Genomic DNA, 21,731 nt, shown 5'->3' with positions numbered 1-21,731 from the left:
ATTATAGCCTACTCTACGCCAGCTGCCCGCCCTCAATCTCCCAGCGGGCGGCGCTCTCCAAAAACTCTGGCGTGAACAAATTGAAATCGGTGGTGGTGAGCAGCACCTGGTCGCTGTTGGCTTTCAGGCGCTCGAGTAGATCGGCGCGGCGGCTCTCGTCCAGCTCGGCCAGCACTTCGTCTAGCAGCAGCACCGGGCGCTGGCCGCTGCGGGCGTGCATCCACTCCAACTCGGCCAGTTTCAACGTCAGCAGGGCGGTGCGCACCTGGCCGCGGCTGCCATAGCTGCCCAGGTCGATGCCGTTGCCCAGGAAGCGCAGCTCATCACGGTGCGGGCCGAGGCTGGTGGTGCCGCGCGCCAAATCCTCGCGGCGCGCTTTTTGCAGGGCGGCCAGATAGCCCGTCTCGATCTTCTCGGCGGAGATGCCGCTGCGATCGGTGGGGGCATCCAGCAGCATGCGCTGGCCGGCGGGGGCCGGTAGCGGGTCATAGCTGGGCTGGTAGCTCAGGCGCAGCACTTCGGCGCCGCGCGTCAGGCCGTGGTGCAGGCGTGCCGCGGCCTGCTCCAGCTCCTGGATGGCGCGGCAGCGGGCGGCCAGCACCTGCGCCCCACGGGCCGCCAGACGCTGATCCCAGAAATCGAGCTGGTTATGGTCACCGCCGTTTTCGCTGAGCTGGCGCAGCAGCGCGTTGCGCTGGGTCAGCACGCTTTCGTATTCGCTCAGGTTCTCGCTGTATTGTGTGTGCACCTGCGCCAGCGCCAGATCCAGGTAGCGGCGGCGGTGGCGCGGCGTGCCGTCTACGATCTGCAGCATCTGCGGCAGGAACAGCACCGCCTGGAAGTGGCCGATGACCTCGCTGGCCTTCTTTTTGGCGCCGTCTAGCAGCACTTCTTTGCGGCTGCGCTCCACCCCGTTGCGGGTTTGTTCCTTGATGATGCGAATCTCGAGCTGGTGCGTGCGCCCATTGCGCGCGTAGCTGGCTTGCAGGCGCGCCACGGCCAACGGGTTGCGCGCTTCAATGAAGTTGATCAGTTGGCGGTCGGTCTCGGCGTGGAAGGAGTTGAGTGTGGCCAGAAAATAGATCGCTTCGAGCAGGCTGGTCTTGCCTTGCGCGTTGCGGCCGACGATGAGCACGGCACTCGCCGGCACTTGCACATCCAGGCGCGCAAAGTTGCGAAAGTGAGTGAGCGAGAGGCGCGAGAGCTGCATGCGGCTGTGCCTCAGGCCGCGTGGCTGTCTTCGGTTTCTTCGTCGGGCTTGATCTCGTAGACCTTGTTGGCGCGCTCGGTGAACAGCACGCCATTGAGGTGGTCGATCTCGTGTTGGAAGATGCGTGCCAGCCAGCCCTCGGCCTTGATCTTGAGCGGGTCACCGTTGCGGTCTTGCGCCACCACGGTGACGCCCAGCGAGCGTTCGACTTCAGCGAGGATGCCCGGGAAGGACAGGCAGCCTTCGGTGCCCATCTCCTTCTCGCGGCTCATGCGGCTGATTTCGGGGTTAATCAGCGTGAAGAGCTGCTTCTCCACCGTATCTTCTTCCTCTTCGCTTTCAGCCTCACCGTATTCGATGACGACGACGCGCAAGGGCACGTTGACTTGCGGCGCGGCCAGGCCTACGCCGGGGGCGGCGCGCATGGTCTCGATCATGTCGTCGATCAGGGCTTGGGTTTCAGCGTCAATGCGTTCGACGCGCTGCGCTTTTTGTTCCAGCACATCGCTGGGGTACTTGACAATCTCTCGGGTCGCCATGGGTATTCGGGGGCTATTCTACCGCCTCGTCTGCGCCGCCTGGGCGCGATACGCCGCGGCTGCGCTCCTCTTCATAGACTTTGAGCCACTCGGCCATGCGTGCCCGCTCGTCCTGGTCGCGCTGTTTTTGTGTTTTGAGCTTGAAGGCCTCGATGCGCGCAAAGATGTCTTGCTGCACCTGGGCCGGGTCGTGCACGCCATCAAAATCCAGCCAGCTATCGCCGACATTGATGCGCACCACACCGAAGTTGAACAGCAGCCCCATCAGCCCGATGCGATGGTTCTCCAGGCTGAGCACATTGGCTAGTGGGGCGGTCTTGGTGATCAGGCTGCCCAGCGGCTTCTTTTCAGAATCCATCAGGCTCTCTGGCGTGAGCATATAAATATCATTCTGCCAGTCGACATAGTGGTAGAGGATGATCGCCAGCGGCACCAGCAGGGCGCCGAGCAGTACCAGCCAGCCGGCGCCGTCGCGCGGCAGGCCGGCATACACGTACTCGACGGCAAAGAACACCGCCACCAGAAACAGCAACGGGAAGAACAGCGTGCTGAGCAGTTTGGCCCAGTGCTTGTGATAGATGATCTTGTCGCCATCGATGGTGCGGGTGGGGAACAACCACAGGCGCTCCGTGCGGCTAGGCGCCTGGCTGACCGAGGCCACTGGGCGCTCTGGTGTGCGGTTGTGCGGCGCGGTGCCCAGGCTCTCGCGCACCGCCTGGCGGATGCCATCATGGCGGGCCAGGCGCGCCCCGCGCCGCTGGCGCAGCACGTACTCTTCTACTAAGTATTTGGTGGTGTGTGGGTCGCCTACGTTGGGCATCGACACCGTGCTGGTGAAAGTTTGGATCATCACATCGCCAAAGCCCAGCAGGCGCCCCAGCAGGCTGGTATGGGTGTTGACCGATTGCACCGTTTCCAGCGGCGCTTCGACGCGGCTGGCCGAGCGCAACAGCTTGTGCTCCAGCCACACTACGCGCTGATCGGTGAGGACATAGAAGTCATTGCGCCAATCGGCGGCTTCCCAGGCGGCCCAGCCTGCCGCGGCCAGTAGCAGGCCGCCGGCCGCCAGCAGCCAGGGCATCGCATTGGTGGCCCCCAGGCTGACCTGTACGCAGAGCAGGCTGGCGATGGCCAGCAGCAGGGCGCGGGTCAGGCGCAGCCACAGGGCCGCGGAATGCTTGCGCATCACGAATTGGATCGATTCATCGCGCCCCAGCCATTCAAACGAGCTCTCCGGCTTCAGGCTGCGGCCGGCGGCCAGCGTGTGCAGGCGTTGGGCCAGGGCAGGGAAGGCTTGGAGCACGTAATCCAGATCGCGCCGCGGCAAGTAGAGCAGGTGGCTGGCGTGCAGCGCTTTGACGCGTGAAATCGGGCTGCCATCCAGGCCCAGGCTACGGGCGCCGAAAATATCGCCGTTCTGCAAGCCGGAGGCGACCACCTGGTCATGGCTATTGACCAATTCGCAGCGCAGGTGGCCATCCACCACCAGGTAGAGATTTTCCGCCAGCTCCCCCTCTTCGTACAAGGCTTGGCCGCGGCTGAGCGTATAGTCAATGAAGCGCCCGGCGATCTGCGCCAGTTCGTGCTCTTTGAGCTCGCGAAACAGGGCCACTTCTTTCAGCAGCGAGATGCGTTCGCTTAGCGTGCTGTCTGCGCTCATGGGGGCATTTTAGCATGCGCCCGAATCGGGCGCTGGCGGGGTGGTGGCGTAGCCGGTGGCGAGGAATACGGCCAGCGGTGTTAGAATTTTCGCCATTCCCCTGAACACTGCATACATGAGGTTAACAAATGCCTATCCACTTCGGTACTGACGGCTGGCGAGCCGTAATTTCCGATACCTTTACCTTTGCCAACCTGCGCATGGTGGCCCAGGCCATCGCCGATGCCATGCGCGCCGATTGGCAGAGCCAGGGCGGCCAGCCGGCGCCCTTGGTGGTGGTGGGCTTTGACACACGTTTCCTTTCGGATCGCTTTGCACGCGATGTGGCCTGCGTTCTGGCCGCCAACGAGTTCCACGTGCTGCTGGCCGAGGCGGATGCGCCTACGCCGGCGATCTCCTTCGCCGTGCGCCAGCACCAGGCCATCGGCGGGGTGATGATCACTGCCTCACACAACCCGCCGCGCTACAACGGCATCAAACTCAAGGCGGCCTATGGCGGCTCGGCCCCGCAGGAGCTGTGCCACCGCGTGGAGATCTACCTGAGCGACAACGAGACGCGCGGGCGGGGCGCCTCGGTGATGGATTATGAGCACGCGGTGGAACAAGGCCTGATCGCCCGCTTTGACCCGCTGCCTGATTACAAGGCCCACCTGGCCACCCTGATTGATTTCGACATCATCCGCCAGCACCCGCAAAAGGTAGTGGTCGATTCGATGTTTGGCTCCGGCCGCGGCCACATCGCCGCCATGCTGCGTGAGGCTGGCTGCGAAGTGGTTGAGATCCGCGGCGACATGAACCCCGGCTTCGGCGGCGTGCACCCCGAGCCGATCATGCCGCACCTGCAGGCGCTGGCGGATGCCATCGCCCTGCACCCCGGGTTTTACGGCGTCGCCACCGATGGCGATGCCGACCGTGTGGGGGCAATGGATGAAGACGGCGTCTTCGTAGACCCGCACAAGATCATGTCGCTGGCCTTGCGCCATTTGGTGGAGGCGCGTGGGCATTCCGGCAGGGTCATCCGTACCGTCTCCACCACGCGCATGATCGACCGCTTGGCCGCCAAGTACGGTCTGCCGGTGGAGGAAACCCCGGTGGGCTTCAATCACATCGCCGACCATATGCTGGCGGGCGATGTGCTCATCGGCGGCGAAGAGTCGGGCGGCATTTCGTTCACCGGACACATCCCCGAAGGCGATGGCGTGCTGATGGGCCTGCTGGTGGTCGAGATGGTGGCGCGTGCCGACAGTAGCCTGCGCGCCCTGGTGGCCGATCTGCTGGCCAGCGTTGGCCCGGCACACTATGCCCGCAAAGATCTGCGCCTCAGCCGCCCGGTGGAGAAGAAGGCGATGACCGCCAAGCTCACTGAGGAGGCTCCGCAGGCCATCGGCGGCCAGGCGGTGAGCGAAGTGCTCAGCCGCGATGGCGCCAAGTACATCCTGGCGGATGACTCGTGGCTGCTCATTCGCCCCTCGGGCACCGAGCCGGTGCTGCGCGTGTATGCCGAGGGCCGCACGCCGGAGATGGTGGCGGCGCTAATGGCTTACGGCGAACAGGTGGCCGCCAGTGTGTCGTGAGTAGTAAGTAGTGAGCAGTGAGTAGTAATCTGTAATCAGTAAAAGGCGAGGTGCTCCTCGCCTTTTTTTAACGTTGACTTGGCTGCATTATGAATACAAAGGATTGCTTCGTCCGTTTGCCGTAGGCCGAGGAGGAATCCGCTAAGGCAGAGTTTGCCTATGTGTATTTGTCTGTCTAGTACCGTGCTAAAAGTCACGCCAACAGCTCGCCCAAATCAAACACCGGCCCTGCGGCGCAGGCCAGCAGCGTGCGGCGGGCGGTGGCAAAGCTGCACACACCGCACTGCGCCAGCCCGCCGCAGGGCATCGGCGGCGTGATCAGCGCCTGCCCGCTGAGCGTCTTGGGCACGCGCTCATTCAAGCCGAGCAGGCGCGGCAGCTCCTTAACTTGATCGGGCGGTAGGTCCAGTGCCAGGAAATCGGCCCAGGCCAGTGCACCGGGCAGCGCCGCCAGCGGCTGCACTTCGATATGGCTGGGCAGCTCCCCAAGCGCTTCATCGCAGAAGACGGCTACTTCGCTTGCTGCCTGCCCCAGCGGCAGCAGGCGGCTGGCCGAACGCCCGCTGGCGGCCAGGGCCAGGCGGCGCGTCGGCGCCGGCACGGCAAAGCCGCGCCCCAGCGGGCCGCGGGCGTGCAGCACCTGGCCCGGTTGCCAATTGGCAGGTAGCTGGCCGGCCACGTGCAGCGCCACCTGCCCGCGTTGGGTTGCGGCAGCTTGCCAGCTGGCTGCAAACAACTGCGTGGCGATGACCGCCTGGCGGTCTGCGGGGTCATGCACTTGCAAGTATTGCCCGGGGCGCGGCAGGGCGGCTGCGGGCAACTCGAGGCGCGCCGCGGCGTTCTGATAGGGTTCTAACAGGAGCGTAGCCAGCCGCACCGTATAATGATTCATCGCCATTCATCGGCATGCTACCATGCCCAGTTGGCAAAACACCTGGGTGGGGTCTGCCGTTTTAGAGATAGCAGCGCTCTGTGAGGAGGAGTCATGGAACTGGTAAGTATTCTTGCATTCCTGGCGGTCATGGCCTGGATCGTGGTCGTTGGCGTGGTCGCCTTGGTGGTGGTACGCACCCTGCGCAGCCGCACGGGTGGCAAAGCCTTGGCGGGTGGTGGAGTGATGATCGCAGTGGCGTTGATCGCCGCGATCTTGATCAGCACGCTGGCCGCCGGCCTGGTCTTCATTCAGCCCAGTGAGCGCGGCGTAGTGATCAGCGCCACCCAGGGCGGTATTCGTGATGAAGCCCTGCAACCGGGCTTGCATTGGGTGGTGCCCTTTGCTGAGAACGTGATCCCTTACACCATCTCGCGCCAGACCTATACCATGTCGGTCATTCCTGAGGAGAGCGATGTCTTCCGCGATGATGCTGTGGAGGCGCGCACTTCGGATGGGCAGGTGGTGCATGTGGATGCCTCGGTGATCTTTGCCATCGATCCCGAAGAAGTCGTCAATGTACATATCCGTTGGCAAAACCGGTACATCAACGGCATGGTGCGCCCGATCGTGCGCGGCATTATTCGCGATGCGGTGGCGCAGTTTGGCGTTGAAGAGGTCTATAGCAGCAAGCGCATGGAGTTGACCCAACTGGTCAGCGAGGAAATGGAGCGCCGCTTCGCCATGAACGGGATCGAACTGGTGGATTTTGTGGTGCGCAACATTGCCTTCTCGGAAGAGTATGCTGACTCGGTAGAGCAGAAGCAGATCGCCGAGCAACAGGCGCAGCAGGCCGCCTTTGTGGTGGAGCAGCGCCGCCAGGAGGCCGAGCAGGCCCGCCAGGTGGCGCAGGGCGCTGCCGACGCCTCCGTGATCCGCGCCCAAGGTGAAGCCGAGGCACGCTTGATCCAGGCGGAGGCCGAAGCTGAGGCGCTGCGCATGCTGGCGGAGGCCTTGGGGCGCAACCCCAATGTGCTCACGTTGGAATACATTCAAAAGCTGGCGCCCAATATCCAAGTGATGCTGGTGCCTACGGACAATCCCTTCCTGCTGCCTTTGCCGGGCACCAACCCTTAACCCCCTGTAGCTCTAGCGCCGGGCCAACCATTTGGTTGGCCCTGTGTGGGTTAACCCTGCGAATTAGTATGATATAAATCATAAAAATAACGAAGGAGTTTTACATTTAGTTGATTTTAATTATCAACTGGGGTGAAAATGTGATACAGTATGGGCCAAGGTAAAGGAGCAAAAATGCTAATCAGTCAAAACTTGATGAAGGCGATCAATGAACAGGTGGGGCGCGAGTTCGGCGCGGCCATGCAGTACGTCAATATCGCCGCGTACTTCACTGCCGAAAACATGCTGCTATTTGGCAAGCTGTTCTTTGAGCAGGCGGCCGAAGAGAATGCCCACGCCATGAAGTTTGTGCGCTATGTATTGGATGCGGGCGGCACGGTTGGCGTGCCGGCCATTGCGCAGGCGCGCGCCGATTTCAAATCGCCGCAGGATGCGGTGGGCGCGGCGCTGCAGTGGGAAGAGGAAGTGACCCGCCAGATCAACGACTTGATGGACATTGCCGTCAAGGAGAAGGATTACATTGCTCAGGAGTTCCTCGGCTGGTTCGTCAATGAGCAACTGGAAGAAGTCTCCAAGATGAGCACGATCCTCAGCGTGATCGAACGCTCGGCGGGCAACCTGTTGCTGGCGGAGCAGTACGTGCAAAGCACCCTGGCCGACATCGAATCGGTTGAAGGCGGCGCGAAGTAACGTTTTGCAGATGTAGGTTGTATAATTTGCAAGCTATAAGCTATAAGCTATAAGCTATAAGCTATAAGCTATAAGCTATAAGCTAACAACTGAATACTCTTCGGGGCAGGGTGATTACGTATCGGCGTTGCCGATGCTGGCGGAGTTGCTTCGCAACTCTGAACGCCAAGGCGGTGGAGTTGCACAGCAAACTCCATTAGCAGCGGCGCCAGCCGCTGCGTAAAATTCCCGATCGGTGGTACAGCCCACGAGCGCTCTTGAGCGCAGGATCCGGTGAAACTCCGGGGCCGACGGTATAGTCCGGATGAAAGAAGACGCGGAGACGAAGACTCCGCAAGCACTACCCGCACCAAGTTGCGGGTGGTGCTGGTGTGTTTGCGCATGCCAAAGCCCCAAAAGCAACGCTTTTGGGGCTTTTGTTTTTTCGGCAGTGCGCGCACCGGTGTGCTTTTTGCGCGCCACAGCCCCGATGAGTGCATCGGGGCTGTTTTTGTATGTGAGGTGCTGATTGGCAAGTAAGCGGCAAGCAAGATCGATCCCCGCCGGGCTGCTGGCGCTGCTCGTCGGGCTAGTGACCCTGCTCATTTGGGAAGCGCTGGTGCAGCTGGCAGGCTTGCCGGCCTTCATTCTGCCCGCGCCGGGTGCGGTGTGGGCACGCGCCCTGGTCGCCATCGCAGATGGCAGTTTGCTGCGCCATGTACTCGTGACCCTGCAGGAGGTGCTGCTGGGCCTGGCCTTGGGCGCCGTGGCGGCCGGGCTGCTCGGATACGGGCTGGCACGCTCGCCGCGCTGGGAGCGCCTGCTGGCCCCGTTTGTCGTCGCCAGCCAATCTGTGCCTATCGTGGCGCTGGCCCCGCTGCTGGTGATCTGGTTTGGCCCGGGTCTGCTCTCCAAGACGCTGATCTGTGCCTTGATCGTGTTCTTTCCCATCCTGATCAACACCATCCTCGGCCTGCATAGCGTGCCGCAGGATCTGCGTGACCTGATGCGCTCGCTGCAGGCCAGCCGCGCCCAAACCTTGCGCCTGCTCGAACTGCCCGCCGCGCTGCCCGTGTTCCTCGCCGGGTTGCGTATCGGCGCCACGCTCTCGGTCATCGGCGCGGTGGTGGGCGAGCTGGTGGGCGCCGACCGCGGGCTAGGCTTCCTCATCAACGTTGGCCGCGGCCAGTACGATACCGCCCTGGTCTTCGTGGCGGTCTTCGCCCTGGTGGGCCTGGCGCTGGCCCTGTATGGCCTGGTGGTACTGGCCGAGCGCCGCTGGTTGTGGTGGCAACAAAAATCCAATTCACTTTCATTATTTTCTGGAGAAAAATGAAAAACTCCCACTCACGTACCGTCTTTGCGAGCCGCTCTGCGGCGAAGCAATCCCCAATTGGGATTGCAAGACAGGCATGGGGATTGTGCAATCTACGATTGCTCCGTTTGCCGCGGGCTATGACTTTGACCCTGATCGCAATTAGCTTGCTGTTGGCCGCCTGCGGCGCGGCAGCCGCGCCGGCTGGCCCGTGGCAGGCCATCCGCCTGCCGATGGGCTACATCCCCAATGTGCAGTATGCGCCGTTCTACGTGGCCGTTGAGCGCGGCTACTTTGCTGAGGCGGGTTTTGACATTGAATTCGATTACAGCTTTGAGACCGATGGCGTCGCCCTCGTCGGTGCCGGACAGTTGCCCTTTGCCGTCGTCTCGGGCGAACAGGTCTTGCTCGGCCGCGCCGCCGGTCTGCCCATCGTCTATGTCGGCGCCTGGTACCAGGAATTCCCGGTGGCGATCGTTGCCATGACCGAGAGCGGTATCCAGACCCCGCAAGACCTCAAAGGGGCGCGCATTGGCCTGCCCGGCTTGTTCGGCGCCACCTACATCGGCCTGCGCGCCGTGCTGAGCCAGCGCCAGATCCTCGAAGCGGATGTGCAGCTTGATTCGATCGGCTTCAATCAAGTGCAAGCGTTGGCCGCCGGGCAGGAGGATGCCGTGGTGGGCTACATCAACAACGAGCCGGTGCAGCTGCGCGCCGAAGGCTACGCGGTCAATGTGCTGCACGTGGCCGATTATGTGCAGTTGGCCGCCAATGGCTTGCTGACCAACGAAACGATGCTCGCCGAGCATCCTGAGCAGGTGCGCGGCTTCGTACGCGCCTTCCTGCGCGGCCTGGCCGATACGATCGCTGACCCTGAGGCCGCCTACGAGATTGCTACAAAATACGTAGAGGGCCTGGCGGCGCAAGACAAGGCCACCCAGATGGAAGTCCTTACCCTCTCGATCGAATCGTGGCAGGCAGAACCGCTGGGCTACTCCGATCCGCAGGCCTGGGAGAACATGCAAGCCGTGCTGCTGGAGATGGGCTTGCTCAGCGCACCCCTCGATCTGGGCGCGGCCTTCAGCAACGAATACCTGCCGGCGGAGTAATGACGCCTGCGGCAACGCCACTCTTGCACGTCGAGAAGCTCTCGGCGGCCTATGCTGACCGCCATGGGGCGCTGGCTGTTCTGCGCAACCTCTCGTTTCAGGTGCCGGCCGGGCAGTTCGTATGCGTGCTCGGCCCCTCGGGGGCCGGCAAGAGCACCTTGCTGCGCGTGCTGGCCGGCTTGCTGGCGCCGCGGTACGGCCGGGTTCATTTTGCCGGCCAGCCGTTGCGCGGCCCGCAAGCCGGGGTGGGGCTGGTGTTCCAGGATGCCAATCTGATGCCCTGGCGCAGCGCGCTCGACAATGTAGCTCTGCCATTGGAGTTGCGCGGCGATGCGGACGCCATCGACCGCGCCTGGGACATGCTGCAAATGGTGGGGCTGCAGGGCTTTGAGCAGGCGTTACCCGCCACGCTCTCCGGCGGCATGGCGCAGCGCGTCGCCATCGGCCGTGCCCTGGTGCAAGACCCGCAGCTCCTGCTGCTGGATGAGCCCTTCGGCTCGCTGGATGCGCTGACCCGCGAGAAGATGGGCGAGGAGTTGCTGCGCATCTGGGAGCTGCAGCACAAGACCGTGGTGATGGTTACGCATGACATCAACGAGGCGCTTTACTTAGCGGATCGCGTGCTGGTGCTTGGCCCGCGCCCGGCCGGGCTGAAGCTGGATCTGGCGGTGCGCCTGCCGCGGCCGCGCCGCCCGCAACTGCGCTACTCGCCGGCCTTTGGCCGCCTGGCCGCACGCCTACGCGCCGCCATTGAGTAGGCCCGCGAGGCAGGCGGTATAATCTCTACGGAAAGTGAGAGATTGCACATGAGCAGTACAAGCTTGGCCCAACCGCTGCCTACCCCCATCGGCAACAAGAAATTTATTATCGGTGGCCTGCTGATTTTGGCGGCAGTGGTCTATCTCATCGTCTCCTCGACTGCGGCCGGGGCGCAGTTCTTCTTCACCATCGATGAGCTCAACCAGCGCGGTGCCGAAGCCGTCGGCAAGCCGGCCCGCGTGGCCGGGGCGGTGCTCGGCGATACGATCGAGTACGATCCCGAGACGCTCACGCTGACCTTTACCATGGTGCACATGCCGGCCGATACGCGCCTCATCAATGATGATGGCGGCCTGGCCGAAGCATTGCATGCCGCCGTGAATGACCCGACGCGCAGCCAACTGCGCGTGCAGTATGTGGGCGTGAAGCCGGACCTGTTGGCCCACGAGGTGGAAGCCATCGTGGCTGGCAAGCTGGGTGAAGACGGCGTGTTCTACGCCGATGAGAACGGCCTGCTGCTGCGCTGCCCCACGCGCTACGAAGAAGCCCTGCCTGCCCAAAGCGGCAGCTAAGCGCGCCCGCCGATCATGGTTGCTGACCTCGGTTTTTTTGCTCTGCTGGTCGCATTCTTACTGGCGCTGTATGCCTGCGCCGCGGCGGCCTATGGCAGTTGGCGCCGCCAGCATCGCTGGGTGGCCAGCGCGCGCGCGGCTGTGTTGCTCGGCTTCCCGCTGCTCACCCTGGCGTGCGCCAGCCTGATTTACTCTCTGATCAATTTTGATTTCCAATTGCAATACGTCACCCAGGTGACCAGCCGCAGCATGCCGCTGTACCTGCGCGCCACCGCGCTGTGGGGTGGGCAGGCGGGCTCGTTGCTCTTCTGGTCATGGCTGATGGCCACCTTTACCTTTGTGGTCATGCTGCGCGATTGGCGCCGCGATCGTGATTTGCTGCCCTGGGTGGTGATCGTTTGCGCGGCGACGCTGGCCTTCTTCCTGGCGCTGATCCTATTCTTCGAGAATCCCTTCCTGCGATATTGGCGCGGCGTCACCGGCACCGTGTGGGCCGCCATGTGGCAGCCGGGCGGTGCTTTGCCGTATGTGCCCTTTGACGGCAATGGGCTCAACCCCTTGCTGCGCCACCCGGGCATGATCATCCACCCCCCAATGCTATATACCGGCTTCGTTGCCTTCGTGGTGCCGTTTGCCTTCGCCATCGCCGCCCTGGTGACCGGGCGCGGCGATGACCGTTGGATCCGCGTGACGCGGCGCTGGACGCTGATCGCCTGGCTGTTCCTCTCGCTGGGCCTGATCCTGGGCAGCCGCTGGGCCTACGACGTGCTCGGTTGGGGCGGCTATTGGGGTTGGGATCCGGTGGAGATCGCCGCGTTCATGCCCTGGCTGACCGGCACGGCTTTCCTGCACTCGGTAATGATCCAGGAAAAGCGCGGCATGTTCAAACATTGGAACATGCTGCTGATCATCCTGACCTATTGTCTGGTCATCTTCGGCACCTTCCTGACGCGCTCGGGGGTGCTGTCCTCGGTGCATGCGTTTGCGCAGAGCGCCATCGGGCCGATGTTCTTCGTCTTTATCGCCGTGACCTTTATCGTGTCGCTGGCGCTGCTTAGCAAGCGTTGGAACACGCTCAAATCAGAAGTGCAGATGACCTCACTGCTCTCGCGCGAGGCGCTCTTCCTGGTAAACAACCTGCTGTTCATGGGCATCTTACTGATCTGCTTCTGGGGCGTGGTCTTCCCGATCGTTAGCGAGGCCAGCGGCGGGATCGGCCAGGCCATTCCGGCGCTGGCGCACATTTTTACCGGGCAGCGCGCCACCGTAGGGCCGATCTTTTACGAAAGCGCCACTGGCCCCCTGTGGGCTGCGCTGCTCTTGCTTATGGGCATCGCCCCGCTGTCTGCCTGGCGCGCCTCCACGGCGCGCACGCTGGGCCGCGCCATGTGGAAGCCCTTCGCGCTCTCGCTGCTGGTGCTCGCCGGGCTGCTGGTGGCCGGTATGCGCCAGCCGCTGGCCTTGCTCTCGCTGTGGATCTGTGCCTTCGTCTTCCTGGTCACCCTGTATGAATTCTGGCGCGGCGTACGCGCCCGCGTGGCGCGCGGCGAGAACCCGCTCACCGCGTTAGGGCGCCTGGTGGCGCGCAACCGCCGTCGCTACGGTGGCTACGTCATTCACCTCGGCGTGATCTTGCTGGCGGTGGGCATCATCGGCATCGAAATGTTCCAGCAGGAGACCCAAGGCAGCCTGGCGGTGGGCGAACGCATGAGCCTGGGCAGTTACAGCATCGAATATGTCTCGCTTGCCGAATTTGAAACGCCGGATGGCCGCCTGGTCGACCGGGCGGTGATCGACGTGTACCGCCAAGGCGAGTGGCTGACGCAACTGTACCCGCGGCGTGACTTTTACTACGAATCACAGCAAGCCATGACCATTCCCGGTTTGCGCAGCACCTTGGAAAATGATGTCTACATCCTGCTAGTGGATTGGGAACCGGTCAGCGCCAGCCGGGCTACATTCAAAATGTATGTCAACCCGCTGGTGAATTGGGTGTGGTATGGCGGCTTTGTCTTCGTCTTCGGCACCCTGGTGGCCTCGTGGCCTGAGGCGCAGCCCAGCGCCCTGGGCCAGCGCAGCCGCAGCCGCATGCGCGGCCACGCGGAGCGCGCATGAAGTGGGCTGCCTGGGCCGCGGCGCTGATGCTGCTGCTGGCCGCCTGCGCTGGCCCGGCCAACGCGCCGCTGGCAGCCGGCAGCACGCCGAGTGCTGACCAGGTCAACGCGGTAGCCAAGCATCTGTATTGCCCGGTGTGCGCCAATGTGCCGTTGGATGTGTGTGGCACGGCTGCCTGCGCCCAGTGGCGCGCGCAAATTGCCGATCTGCTCAGCCAGGGCTACAGCGAGCAGGGTGTTTACGATTATTTTGCCGCCCAGTACGGGCAGAGCGTGCTGGCGGTGCCGCCGGCCCGCGGGCTGAACTGGCTGATCTATCTGCTGCCGCCGCTGGTGATCGCCGCGGCGGCGTTGTGGCTGGGGCGCAACCTGGCGCGCTGGCGTAAAGCGCCAACCGCGGCGCCCGAGCGGCCACAACTGGATAATGCCTATGCACGCCAGCTCGAAGACGAGCTAAAGGCGCGCCGTTGAGGATGATGACAGAAAAAAACACCACTCCGTTGTGGGGGCGTTTGCTGGCTTGGGGGCTGCTGCTGCTGTTGCTGGCGCTGGTGGCGATCCAGTTGCGTAGCTCGTTGCAAGGCATTCTGACCCGCGGCGAAGATGCGCCGGCCTTCACCTTCACCACCTTTGACGGGCAGACCCTGACCAGCCAGGATTTGCTGGGTAAGGTGGTGGTGCTCAACTTCTGGGCCTCATGGTGCGGCCCGTGTGAGCAAGAAGCCGCCCACCTGGAGCAGGCCTGGCAGCATTACCAGCCGCGTGGCGATGTGATCTTTTTGGGCGTGGCCTATGTGGATACGGAAAAAGAATCGCTGGCCTTCCTGGAGAAGTTCGGCATCACCTACTTAAATGGGCCAGATCTGGGTACCACCCTCTATACCGCTTTTCGGGCGCGCGGTGTGCCCGAGACCTTTGTGATCAACAAACTGGGCGAGATCGCCTCGGTGAAAGTGGGGCCGTATACCTCACTGGCTGAGATCACCAGCGTGGTTGACCGCCTGCTCGAGCTCGACTGATGGATATTGGTTCGTTATTCCTCCTGTTGGCCCTGTTGGTGCTGGCTGGCCTGTTCGTCGCCCGCCCGCTGATCGTGGAGAGTGACGCCGCGCTCGACCCAGCGCTGGCCGACCTGCAGGCCGAGCACCAACGCGTGCTGGATGCACTACTGGAGTTGGACGGCGATTGGGATCTGGGCAAGGTGCCCGAAGAGATCTACCGCCCGCAGCGCCAGCAGCTGCTGGCCGAAGGCGCCGCCGCCTTGCGCGCCATCGAGCGCCTGCCGCTGGAAGAGGCCGCACCGGCCAGCGCCGAGGCGGATGAGCTCGAAGCGATAATCGCCGCCTACAAACAGACACAGCGCAAGCAGGGGAAGCGTAAATGACCGCACCGCACAACCTGCGCCGCCTGGGCGCGTTGGCCGCGTGGCTGCTGGCCCTGCTGCTCAGCGGCTGCGAATTCTCGCTGGCGGGGGATGTGACCCCGCCCCCCGAGGCGCAGATCAGCACGGCCGTCAGCACGCCGCTCCCGGTGGAGTATCCGCCCGCCGCCGCCAACCTGCAAAGTGGGGCGCTGCTATTCAGCGAGCATTGTGCCGCCTGCCATGGGCCACGCGGCCTGGGCGATGGCGCCCAAGCCGGGCAGTTGCCCGTGCCACCGGCCGCCATCGGCAGCGCCACCCTGGCGGATGCCGCCCGCCCGGCCGATTGGTATCTCACCATCACCCAGGGCAACCTGGATAACTTCATGCCCCCCTTTGCCAACCAACTCAGCTTGCAACAGCGCTGGGATGTGCTGGCTTATGTGTATTCGCTCAGCCAGGATGAATTGGCCAGCCAGGCCGAGCCGCTCTTCAGCCAGCATGCCGACGCCCTGCGCGCCGCATTGCCGCTGGACGATATTCGTGCCATGGCAGCCTTCAGCCGGCATGAGCTGGTGGCGACGCTGGAGCAGAGCCTGCCCAGCCTGTCCTCGGCGGAGCTAGTGGCACTGGCCGGCTATGTGCAGGCCCGCGCCCTCGGCGGCAGCACGCAAGCGGCGGATAGCGCCGCGCCGCCCGCCAGCGGCCGCCTGCGCGGCCAGGTGCAAGACGGCAGCGATGGGCAATTGGCGCCCGGGCTGGCAGCGAGTTTGTTTGGCTACGAAGGCCAGACCCTGGTCTATACCGACTCGGTGCCCCTGGCTGCCGATGGCAGCTTTGCTTTCGATAGCGTGCCGGCCGCGCCGGGGCGCACCTTCTTCGCCTCGGTGGATTATTTGGGGCTGAGCTACTTCTCTGAATTCGTCACCGACCCGGCCCAGACGCAATTTGCCCAGCCGATCACGGTCTACGAGACCACCAGCGACACTGACCAGTTGGCCATCGAACGCCTCACCCTGATCCTGGAGTTCGACGCACCGGGCGTGATGCGTGTAGTGCCGCAGTATGTGCTCTCCAACATCGGCAGCCGTGCCGTGACGCCGCGCGCCGAGAACGAGCCGGTGTTGCTATACAGTTTGCCGGAGGGGGCCAGCAATCTGGCCTTCAACGAAGGTAGCCTGGGCGAGCGCTATGTGCCCAGTGCCGAGGGCTTTGGTGATCTGCGCGCCGTGTTGCCCGGCCTGCAGAGCTACCAATTGCTGTTCGCCTACCAGATGCCGTATACGCGCACCCTCGATCTGCCCTTGGCGCTCGAGCTGCCGGTGCGCGCCGTCGTGGTGTTGGTGCAGGCGGGCAGCGTAAGCCTGGCCAATACCGATTTCACCGCGATGGGCCAGCAAGAGATCGAAGGCCGCATGTATGATGCCTATCTCTCCACCGCGGGCTACTCCGCCGGCGAAGCGCCCGTACTGCAATTGCGCGGGCGTAATCCGCAGGGTGGGGCGGGCTGGCAAAGCCTGCTGGCCAGCGATACGGTGATCAGCGGCCTGGCGGTACTCACCGCCGCGGTGGGCGTTGCCTGGTTGTGGCTGCGCCACCTGCAGCGCGATGCGCAGCAACTGCTGGCGCAGATCGCCCGCCTGGATGAACGCCACGCCCGCGGCGAGATCGCCGAGGGCCGCTACCAGCGCCAGCGCAGCGCGCTGAAGGCGCAATTGCAACGCGTACTCAAGCGATGATCAAGATCAGCCAGCTCAGCAAGCGTTACGGCTACCGCCCGGTTTTGCAGGGCATCGAGCTGGCAGTGCGCCGCGGCGAAGTGGTCGCCTTGCTCGGGCCCAACGGCGCCGGCAAAAGCACCTTGCTGCGCATTCTGGCCGGGCTGGCGCAGGCCAACCACGGCCGCGTGGAAGTGGCCGGCTGCCGCTTGCCGCAGCAGGCCGCCGCGGCCCGCGCCCAACTGGGCTACCTGGGCCACCAACCCCTGCTTTACGAAGACCTCAGCGCGGACCAAAATCTGGAGTTCTTTGCACGCCTGTACGGCGTAGCGGCCGCGGCGGCGCGTATTGACGAACTGCTCGAGTTGGTAGGCTTGCAAGCCCGCCGCCGCGAGCGCGTGCGTGGCTTCTCGCGCGGCATGCTGCAGCGCCTGGCGCTGGCGCGCGCCCTGCTGCACCGCCCGCGGGTGCTCTTGCTGGATGAGCCGCACAGTGCGTTGGATCTGCACACCGCCGATCTGCTGGATACGGTGTTGCGTGCCGAGGCGCACCGCGGGGTTGCCATCCTGCTCGCCAGCCATGACCTCGAGCGTGTGGGCGGCCTGGCCCAGCGTGCCGTGTTGCTGGCGCAGGGGCGCATCGCCGCCCAGTTGCCCAAGGCGCAGCTTGGCCGCCGGCTGCCAGGCGCCTACCAGCATGCCGTGGAGCGCGCCAATGCCTAGTTACTTCGCCGCCATTTGGGCCATCGTGCGCAAAGATATAGCCGCTGAGTGGCGCAGCCGACAGATGCTGACCGCCATGCTGGCCTTTGTGGTGCTGGTGATCTTCATCTTTGCCTTTACGCTGGATATTGACGCCTTGACCCGGCGCCAGATCGCCAGCGGCATTTTGTGGACCACCTTTGCCTTCGCCGGCACACTGGGGCTCAACCGTACCCTGGCCACCGAAGGCGAGCGCGGCTCGCTGGATGGCTTGCTGCTGGCCCCGTTGGAGCGCAGCGCGATCTATTTTGGCAAAACCCTGGCGAACTTATTTTTCATGCTGGTTGTGGAAATTTTCACCCTGCCGCTTTATGCTCTCTTCTACGGCATGAACCTGGCGCACCCCGGCTTGTGGCTGGTGCTGCTGCTGGGCTCATGGTGTTTTTGTGCCGTAGGCACGCTGTTGGCCGCCATGGCGGCGCAGGCACGCAGCCGCGAGTTGCTGCTGCCGGTGCTACTGTTCCCGTTGGTGCTGCCCGTGTTGGTGGCAGCGGTGCGCGCCAGCAGTGCCCTGGTGAACGGGCTTGGCTGGGCGTATGCCTGGCCCAGCCTGAACATTTTGATCGTCTACGGCATCATCATGCCCGCCTTGGGTTTTATGTTTTTCGATTTTATTGTGGAGGAGTAGTTTTCTTATGGCATCAACTTCATTAGATCGTAAGCCGCGTGCCCTGCATGCGCTGGACGTAGTGTCGGCGCTGCTGATGGCGGCTACCCTGTACATGGTGTTCTTCTACGCGCCCACCGAGCGCGTGATGGGCCAGGTGCAGCGCCTGTTTTACTTCCATGTCTCCAGCGCCTGGGTGGCAATGGCGGTCTTGATCGTGGCGGCCGTGCTCGGCATTGTTTACCTGATCCGCCCGCAGCACAAGCTGGATGTGTGGGCGGTGGCCTGCATTGAGCTCGGCCTGGTGTACGCCTTCATCTGCGTCACCACCGGTTCGATCTGGGCCCGCCCGGCCTGGAACACCTGGTGGACCTGGGACCCGCGCGTGGTGACGTTCACCATCCTCATTCTGGTCTACCTGGCGTACATGCTGCTGCGCCAGGGCATCGAAGATCCGCAGCGCCGCGCCCGCTTTGGCGCCATCTACGCCATCCTCGCTTCGGTCACCGTGCCGCTGACCTATTTTTCCATCCGCATCTGGCGCACCCTGCACCCGGTGGTCATCGGCAGCGGTGATCCCAGTGCCCAGGGCACCTTTGATATGACCCGCCCCATGCTGCACACCCTGCTCTTCAGCCTGCTGGCCTTCAGCGTGTTTGGCGCCACCCTGCTGTGGCACCGCGTGCGCCTGGGCTGGCTGGCCGACAAGGTTGAGCAGTTGCGCATGCAGGCCCTGGGCCGCTGAGGAGATTTCCATGCCGATTGAAACCACCAACTACCTGATCCTGGGCGCCGTGATCACCTTTGGCGCCATCGCGCTGCATTTGCTCAGCTTCCCGTTGCGAGCCCGCAACCTGCAAGCCGATCTCGACGCGTTGCAAGTAGCCCCGGCGGCCAAAAAGCCCGCCGCCAAAAAGGCCGCGCCCAAAAAGGCCGCCAAGAAAACGGCCGCCAAGAAAACGGCCAAAAAAGCAGTGAAGAAAGCGGCGCGCAAGCGCACCAGCCGCTAAAACAAGGGGTAACCGGACGGGCGGGGCACGCAGTGCCCCGCCCGTTTTGCATTTTGCGCTAGAATGCCAATATGCCCACGAAAAAGAGCATCCCCAGCAAGACGACCTATAACCGTTGGAGCGCCACCACCAAGACGGTGGTTGGCCTCAGCCTGGTGGCCTTATTGGCGGCCATTCTGGTGCGCTTCAACTATCTCATCGGCCCGCTGCTGTTGGCCTTCATCATCTCGTATATTTTGCACCCCTGGGTGGAGCGCCTGGCGCGGGCCACCGGCTTGAATTGGCGTGCGGCCGTCAGCCTGATCTTTGTTGCCTTCCTCGGCCTGGTGGTGTGGCTCTCGATCCTGGGCGGCTCGGCGGCGGTGGATCAGATCAGTGCGCTGATCTCTTCGGGGCAAGACTTGGTGACCAATCTACCGGAGTTTGCCAGCCAGTTGGGCAGCCAGACGATCCACCTGGGGCCATTCACCATCCAGTTGGCCGAGGTGGAACGCGTGCTGGAGCAGGAGTTCAACCTCAGCTTCGTTACCTTGGGGCAACAGTTGCTCTCCACCTTGCAGCCTGTGCTGGGGCAGGCCGGCAGCCTGATCGGGCGCCTGGCCACCGGCGCCCTGAGTACGCTGGGGTGGGCCGCGTTTGTTTTCGTCATCTCGTACTTCCTGTTGGTGGATGCCGAGGGCGTGCCTTCCTTCTTTGCGCAAATTGCCAACACCGGGCATGATGCCGATATTCGCCGCATTGGCCGCGAGCTCTCGCGCATTTGGGATACCTTCCTACGCGGCCAGTTGCTCATCATCACCCTGGTGGTGGTGACCTATCTGATCTTGATGACCATTCTGGGCGTGCACAATGCGCTGGGCCTGGCCTTCCTTACCGGCCTGGCTAAGTTTGTGCCTTATGTGGGGCCATTGGTGGCCGGTGCCACCGCGGCGCTGGTCGCCTACTTCCAGCCCGGCGGCAATTATTTGGGCATCGAACCGTTTACGTATTCCGTGGTGGTGGTGGTGGGCACATTGGTGCTGGACCAGATATTCGATAACCTGGTCAGCCCGCGTATCTTCGGCAAGCGTTTGGGCGTGCACCCCGCAGCCGTGCTGGTGGCCGCCCTGGTGGCGGCCAGCCTGCTGGGCTTCGTGGGCCTGCTGCTGGCCGCGCCGGTATTGGCCAGCGCGCAGTTACTGTTCACCTTTGCGCTGCGCAAAATGCTCGATCTCAACCCGTGGCCCAAACGCGAGGCCAAAGCTGAGCCGGCCAGCTCATCCAGTGTGACTCAACGCCTGAACGGCACCTGGCGCGCTGTGCGGGCGCGGCTGGAGCGCGCCTACAAAGCCTGGCGCAAACGCCGCACGGCGCGCTGATCTGGCGCAAAAAGTGCATCGTTAAAAACTAAGCCCTTTCGCTTATACTTAATTGCCTTTTTGGGCACTTTTTATGGCACACAACGCCATCATCCTCACCCCTAACCGCGGCTTTGGCGAAATGGTTCGCCAACTGCTGGCGGATACGGCCGCCCTGCACGCGCAGTGGCTGGCCACGCCGCAACGCGCCTTGCAGGCGCTGGCGGGGGTGGAGCTGTTGGTACTGGATGCAGACTTCCCTGCGTTGGATGTGGCTGAGTTCATCCAGCAGGTGCGCCAGACCCATCCCACAACCAAGTTGATCCTGATCCTGGCGGAGGACATGCCCGCGGACGGCTGGCCGGTGGAAGCGCTGATTCCGCAGCCGTTTTACTTGCCCGATCTGGCCGCGGCGCTCGAGCGGCTGTATGGCCCGCTGCAGCCCGCCGCAGCACCGCCGGCTGCCGCGCACGCTGCGCCGGCCTGGTTGGCCGATACCAAACTGTCCGCCCAGCACCTGGCACAGCTCTCGCTCGAATCAGCTTCACAGGCGGCGCTGATCACGCGCGGCGCCGAAGTATGGGCCTATGCCGGCGAGTTGCCGCAGGCAGCCGCCCAGGAGTTGGCGGCGGCGATCTCCAGCGCCGGTGACGCCGGAGCCGACCTGGCGCGCTTTGTGCGCCTGGAAGCGACCCAGGCCGATTACATGCTATACGCCACATCCCTGGGCCGCGAGTACACGCTGGCCCTGGTGTTTGATACCCAAGTGCCCTTTAGCAAGATGCGCAGCCAGGTGGACAAATTGGCCGCGGCAATGGCCAGCGCTAGCGAAGCCAGCTTGGCGGCTGCCGCCCCGCAGGCGCGCCTCCGCAACGGCGAGCCAACGGCCGCAGCGCTGCCGCCAGTGGCCTACGACCTTGCTCCGGCGCTAAACGCGTCTGTGCAGGCTGTGTACGCCAGCGAGCCCAGCGTGCGCCACGGCGCCGTGGCCGTCACCCATAGCGGCAGCGCGCTGCAATATGCCTATGTGTTGCTACCGCGCCTGCCGGAGCACCGCCTGGAAGGTGACCTGGCCGAGAAGCTGGCCGCCTGGCTGCCGCAGTTGTGCCTGGCCTTCGCCTGGCGGCTGGAGCACCTCAACATTCAGCCCGGCTTCTTACAGTGGATGGTGAGCCTGCCCGCCGAAACGGCGCCCGAGCGCGTGGTGCACAGCCTGGATCAGCATCTCTCGCAACGCATCTTCGAAGAGTTTGCGCGCATGCAGCGCGAGAACCCCTCGGGCGAATTCTTTGCCCCGGGCTTTCTGGTGGTCAGCGGCGGCCTGCCCAGCGATGCGCAGGTGCTGGATTTCATCAGGCACACGCGTGCCCGTCAGGGTATTCCAACACAGTGAGCTGTGAACAGTGATT

The 21,731-nt window shown here is 63.6% G+C and carries 22 protein-coding genes and 1 riboswitch; of the genes, 18 read left to right on the top strand and 4 right to left on the bottom strand.

Translation table 11 applies throughout. The features are described 5' to 3' along the window. Positions 1-13: 13 nt before the first annotated feature. Genes recF through KF821_08735 form a run of 3 tightly spaced genes read right to left on the bottom strand, consistent with a single transcriptional unit; the run spans position 14 to position 3,409 of the window. Positions 14-1,210 carry a DNA replication/repair protein RecF gene (gene recF, locus KF821_08745; protein ID MBX3005894.1) on the bottom strand — a complete coding sequence of 399 codons (1,197 nt, stop codon included), beginning with the start codon at positions 1,208-1,210 and terminating at the stop codon, positions 14-16. A gap of 11 nt (positions 1,211-1,221) precedes the next feature. Further along, the gene (gene def, locus KF821_08740; protein MBX3005893.1) at positions 1,222-1,749 is read right to left on the bottom strand and encodes a peptide deformylase; all 528 of its coding nucleotides are present in this window, start codon (positions 1,747-1,749) and stop codon (positions 1,222-1,224) included. A gap of 13 nt (positions 1,750-1,762) precedes the next feature. Continuing rightward, positions 1,763-3,409 (bottom strand): cyclic nucleotide-binding domain-containing protein, encoded by a 1,647-nt coding sequence (locus KF821_08735; protein ID MBX3005892.1) that lies wholly within the window; start codon positions 3,407-3,409, stop codon positions 1,763-1,765. Between the two features lie 128 nt (positions 3,410-3,537). Between KF821_08735 and KF821_08730 the strand changes: the two genes are divergently transcribed. Further along, complete coding sequence (locus KF821_08730; GenBank protein ID MBX3005891.1) at positions 3,538-4,983, top strand: phosphoglucomutase/phosphomannomutase family protein; 1,446 nt, start codon at positions 3,538-3,540, stop codon at positions 4,981-4,983. Positions 4,984-5,176: 193 nt separating this feature from the next. Here KF821_08730 and KF821_08725 read toward each other — a convergent pair whose 3' ends face one another. Continuing rightward, positions 5,177-5,875 carry a hypothetical protein gene (locus KF821_08725; protein ID MBX3005890.1) on the bottom strand — a complete coding sequence of 233 codons (699 nt, stop codon included), beginning with the start codon at positions 5,873-5,875 and terminating at the stop codon, positions 5,177-5,179. A 93-nt stretch (positions 5,876-5,968) separates the two neighbouring features. On the opposite strand from KF821_08725, the gene KF821_08720 reads away from it, so the two are divergent. The 17 genes from KF821_08720 to KF821_08640 all read left to right on the top strand — a co-directional run bounded on the left by KF821_08720 (position 5,969) and on the right by KF821_08640 (position 21,715). After that, entirely contained in the window at positions 5,969-6,991 is a 1,023-nt protein-coding gene (locus KF821_08720) for a hypothetical protein (GenBank protein MBX3005889.1), read from the top strand. A 174-nt stretch (positions 6,992-7,165) separates the two neighbouring features. Then, on the top strand, positions 7,166-7,681 hold the full coding sequence (locus tag KF821_08715) for a ferritin (GenBank protein ID MBX3005888.1): 516 nt from the start codon (positions 7,166-7,168) through the stop codon (positions 7,679-7,681). A 200-nt stretch (positions 7,682-7,881) separates the two neighbouring features. After that, positions 7,882-8,001: riboswitch (FMN riboswitch) on the top strand. 188 nt (positions 8,002-8,189) lie between these two features. Further along, positions 8,190-8,996: an ABC transporter permease gene (locus KF821_08710; GenBank protein MBX3005887.1), complete on the top strand. Its 807-nt coding sequence runs from the start codon at positions 8,190-8,192 to the stop codon at positions 8,994-8,996. Positions 8,997-9,121: 125 nt separating this feature from the next. After that, positions 9,122-10,084, top strand: a complete 963-nt coding sequence (locus KF821_08705; GenBank protein ID MBX3005886.1) for an ABC transporter substrate-binding protein — start codon at positions 9,122-9,124, stop codon at positions 10,082-10,084. After that, complete coding sequence (locus tag KF821_08700) at positions 10,084-10,842, top strand: ABC transporter ATP-binding protein (GenBank protein ID MBX3005885.1); 759 nt, start codon at positions 10,084-10,086, stop codon at positions 10,840-10,842. Before KF821_08705 ends, KF821_08700 begins: the two co-directional genes overlap by 1 nt. Before the next feature lie 48 nt (positions 10,843-10,890). Continuing rightward, positions 10,891-11,415 carry a cytochrome c maturation protein CcmE gene (locus KF821_08695; GenBank protein ID MBX3005884.1) on the top strand — a complete coding sequence of 175 codons (525 nt, stop codon included), beginning with the start codon at positions 10,891-10,893 and terminating at the stop codon, positions 11,413-11,415. Between the two features lie 15 nt (positions 11,416-11,430). Then, positions 11,431-13,530 (top strand): heme lyase CcmF/NrfE family subunit, encoded by a 2,100-nt coding sequence (locus KF821_08690; GenBank protein MBX3005883.1) that lies wholly within the window; start codon positions 11,431-11,433, stop codon positions 13,528-13,530. Next, complete coding sequence (locus KF821_08685; protein ID MBX3005882.1) at positions 13,527-14,000, top strand: cytochrome c-type biogenesis protein CcmH; 474 nt, start codon at positions 13,527-13,529, stop codon at positions 13,998-14,000. Before KF821_08690 ends, KF821_08685 begins: the two co-directional genes overlap by 4 nt. Before the next feature lie 2 nt (positions 14,001-14,002). Further along, positions 14,003-14,548 carry a TlpA family protein disulfide reductase gene (locus KF821_08680; protein ID MBX3005881.1) on the top strand — a complete coding sequence of 182 codons (546 nt, stop codon included), beginning with the start codon at positions 14,003-14,005 and terminating at the stop codon, positions 14,546-14,548. Beyond that, the gene (locus KF821_08675; protein MBX3005880.1) at positions 14,548-14,913 is read left to right on the top strand and encodes a hypothetical protein; all 366 of its coding nucleotides are present in this window, start codon (positions 14,548-14,550) and stop codon (positions 14,911-14,913) included. Before KF821_08680 ends, KF821_08675 begins: the two co-directional genes overlap by 1 nt. Then, a complete protein-coding gene (locus KF821_08670) occupies positions 14,910-16,628 on the top strand; it encodes a c-type cytochrome (GenBank protein ID MBX3005879.1) in 1,719 nt (572 codons plus the stop codon). Before KF821_08675 ends, KF821_08670 begins: the two co-directional genes overlap by 4 nt. Continuing rightward, positions 16,625-17,329: a heme ABC exporter ATP-binding protein CcmA gene (gene ccmA / locus KF821_08665; protein MBX3005878.1), complete on the top strand. Its 705-nt coding sequence runs from the start codon at positions 16,625-16,627 to the stop codon at positions 17,327-17,329. Before KF821_08670 ends, ccmA begins: the two co-directional genes overlap by 4 nt. Beyond that, complete coding sequence (locus tag KF821_08660) at positions 17,322-17,996, top strand: heme exporter protein CcmB (protein ID MBX3005877.1); 675 nt, start codon at positions 17,322-17,324, stop codon at positions 17,994-17,996. Before ccmA ends, KF821_08660 begins: the two co-directional genes overlap by 8 nt. A gap of 7 nt (positions 17,997-18,003) precedes the next feature. Then, positions 18,004-18,720 (top strand): cytochrome c biogenesis protein CcsA, encoded by a 717-nt coding sequence (ccsA, locus tag KF821_08655; protein MBX3005876.1) that lies wholly within the window; start codon positions 18,004-18,006, stop codon positions 18,718-18,720. A 10-nt stretch (positions 18,721-18,730) separates the two neighbouring features. Next, entirely contained in the window at positions 18,731-18,985 is a 255-nt protein-coding gene (locus tag KF821_08650; protein MBX3005875.1) for a hypothetical protein, read from the top strand. A 71-nt stretch (positions 18,986-19,056) separates the two neighbouring features. Beyond that, positions 19,057-20,343, top strand: a complete 1,287-nt coding sequence (locus tag KF821_08645) for an AI-2E family transporter (GenBank protein ID MBX3005874.1) — start codon at positions 19,057-19,059, stop codon at positions 20,341-20,343. A 73-nt stretch (positions 20,344-20,416) separates the two neighbouring features. After that, on the top strand, positions 20,417-21,715 hold the full coding sequence (locus tag KF821_08640; GenBank protein ID MBX3005873.1) for a transposase: 1,299 nt from the start codon (positions 20,417-20,419) through the stop codon (positions 21,713-21,715). Positions 21,716-21,731: the final 16 nt, after the last annotated feature.

The sequence above is a fragment of the Anaerolineales bacterium genome, from assembly GCA_019637755.1.
GTDB lineage: Bacteria > Chloroflexota > Anaerolineae > Anaerolineales > UBA11579 > JAMCZK01.
The sequence above is the reverse complement of the archived record's forward strand: the minus strand, read 5'-3'. Positions and strand labels throughout refer to the sequence as shown.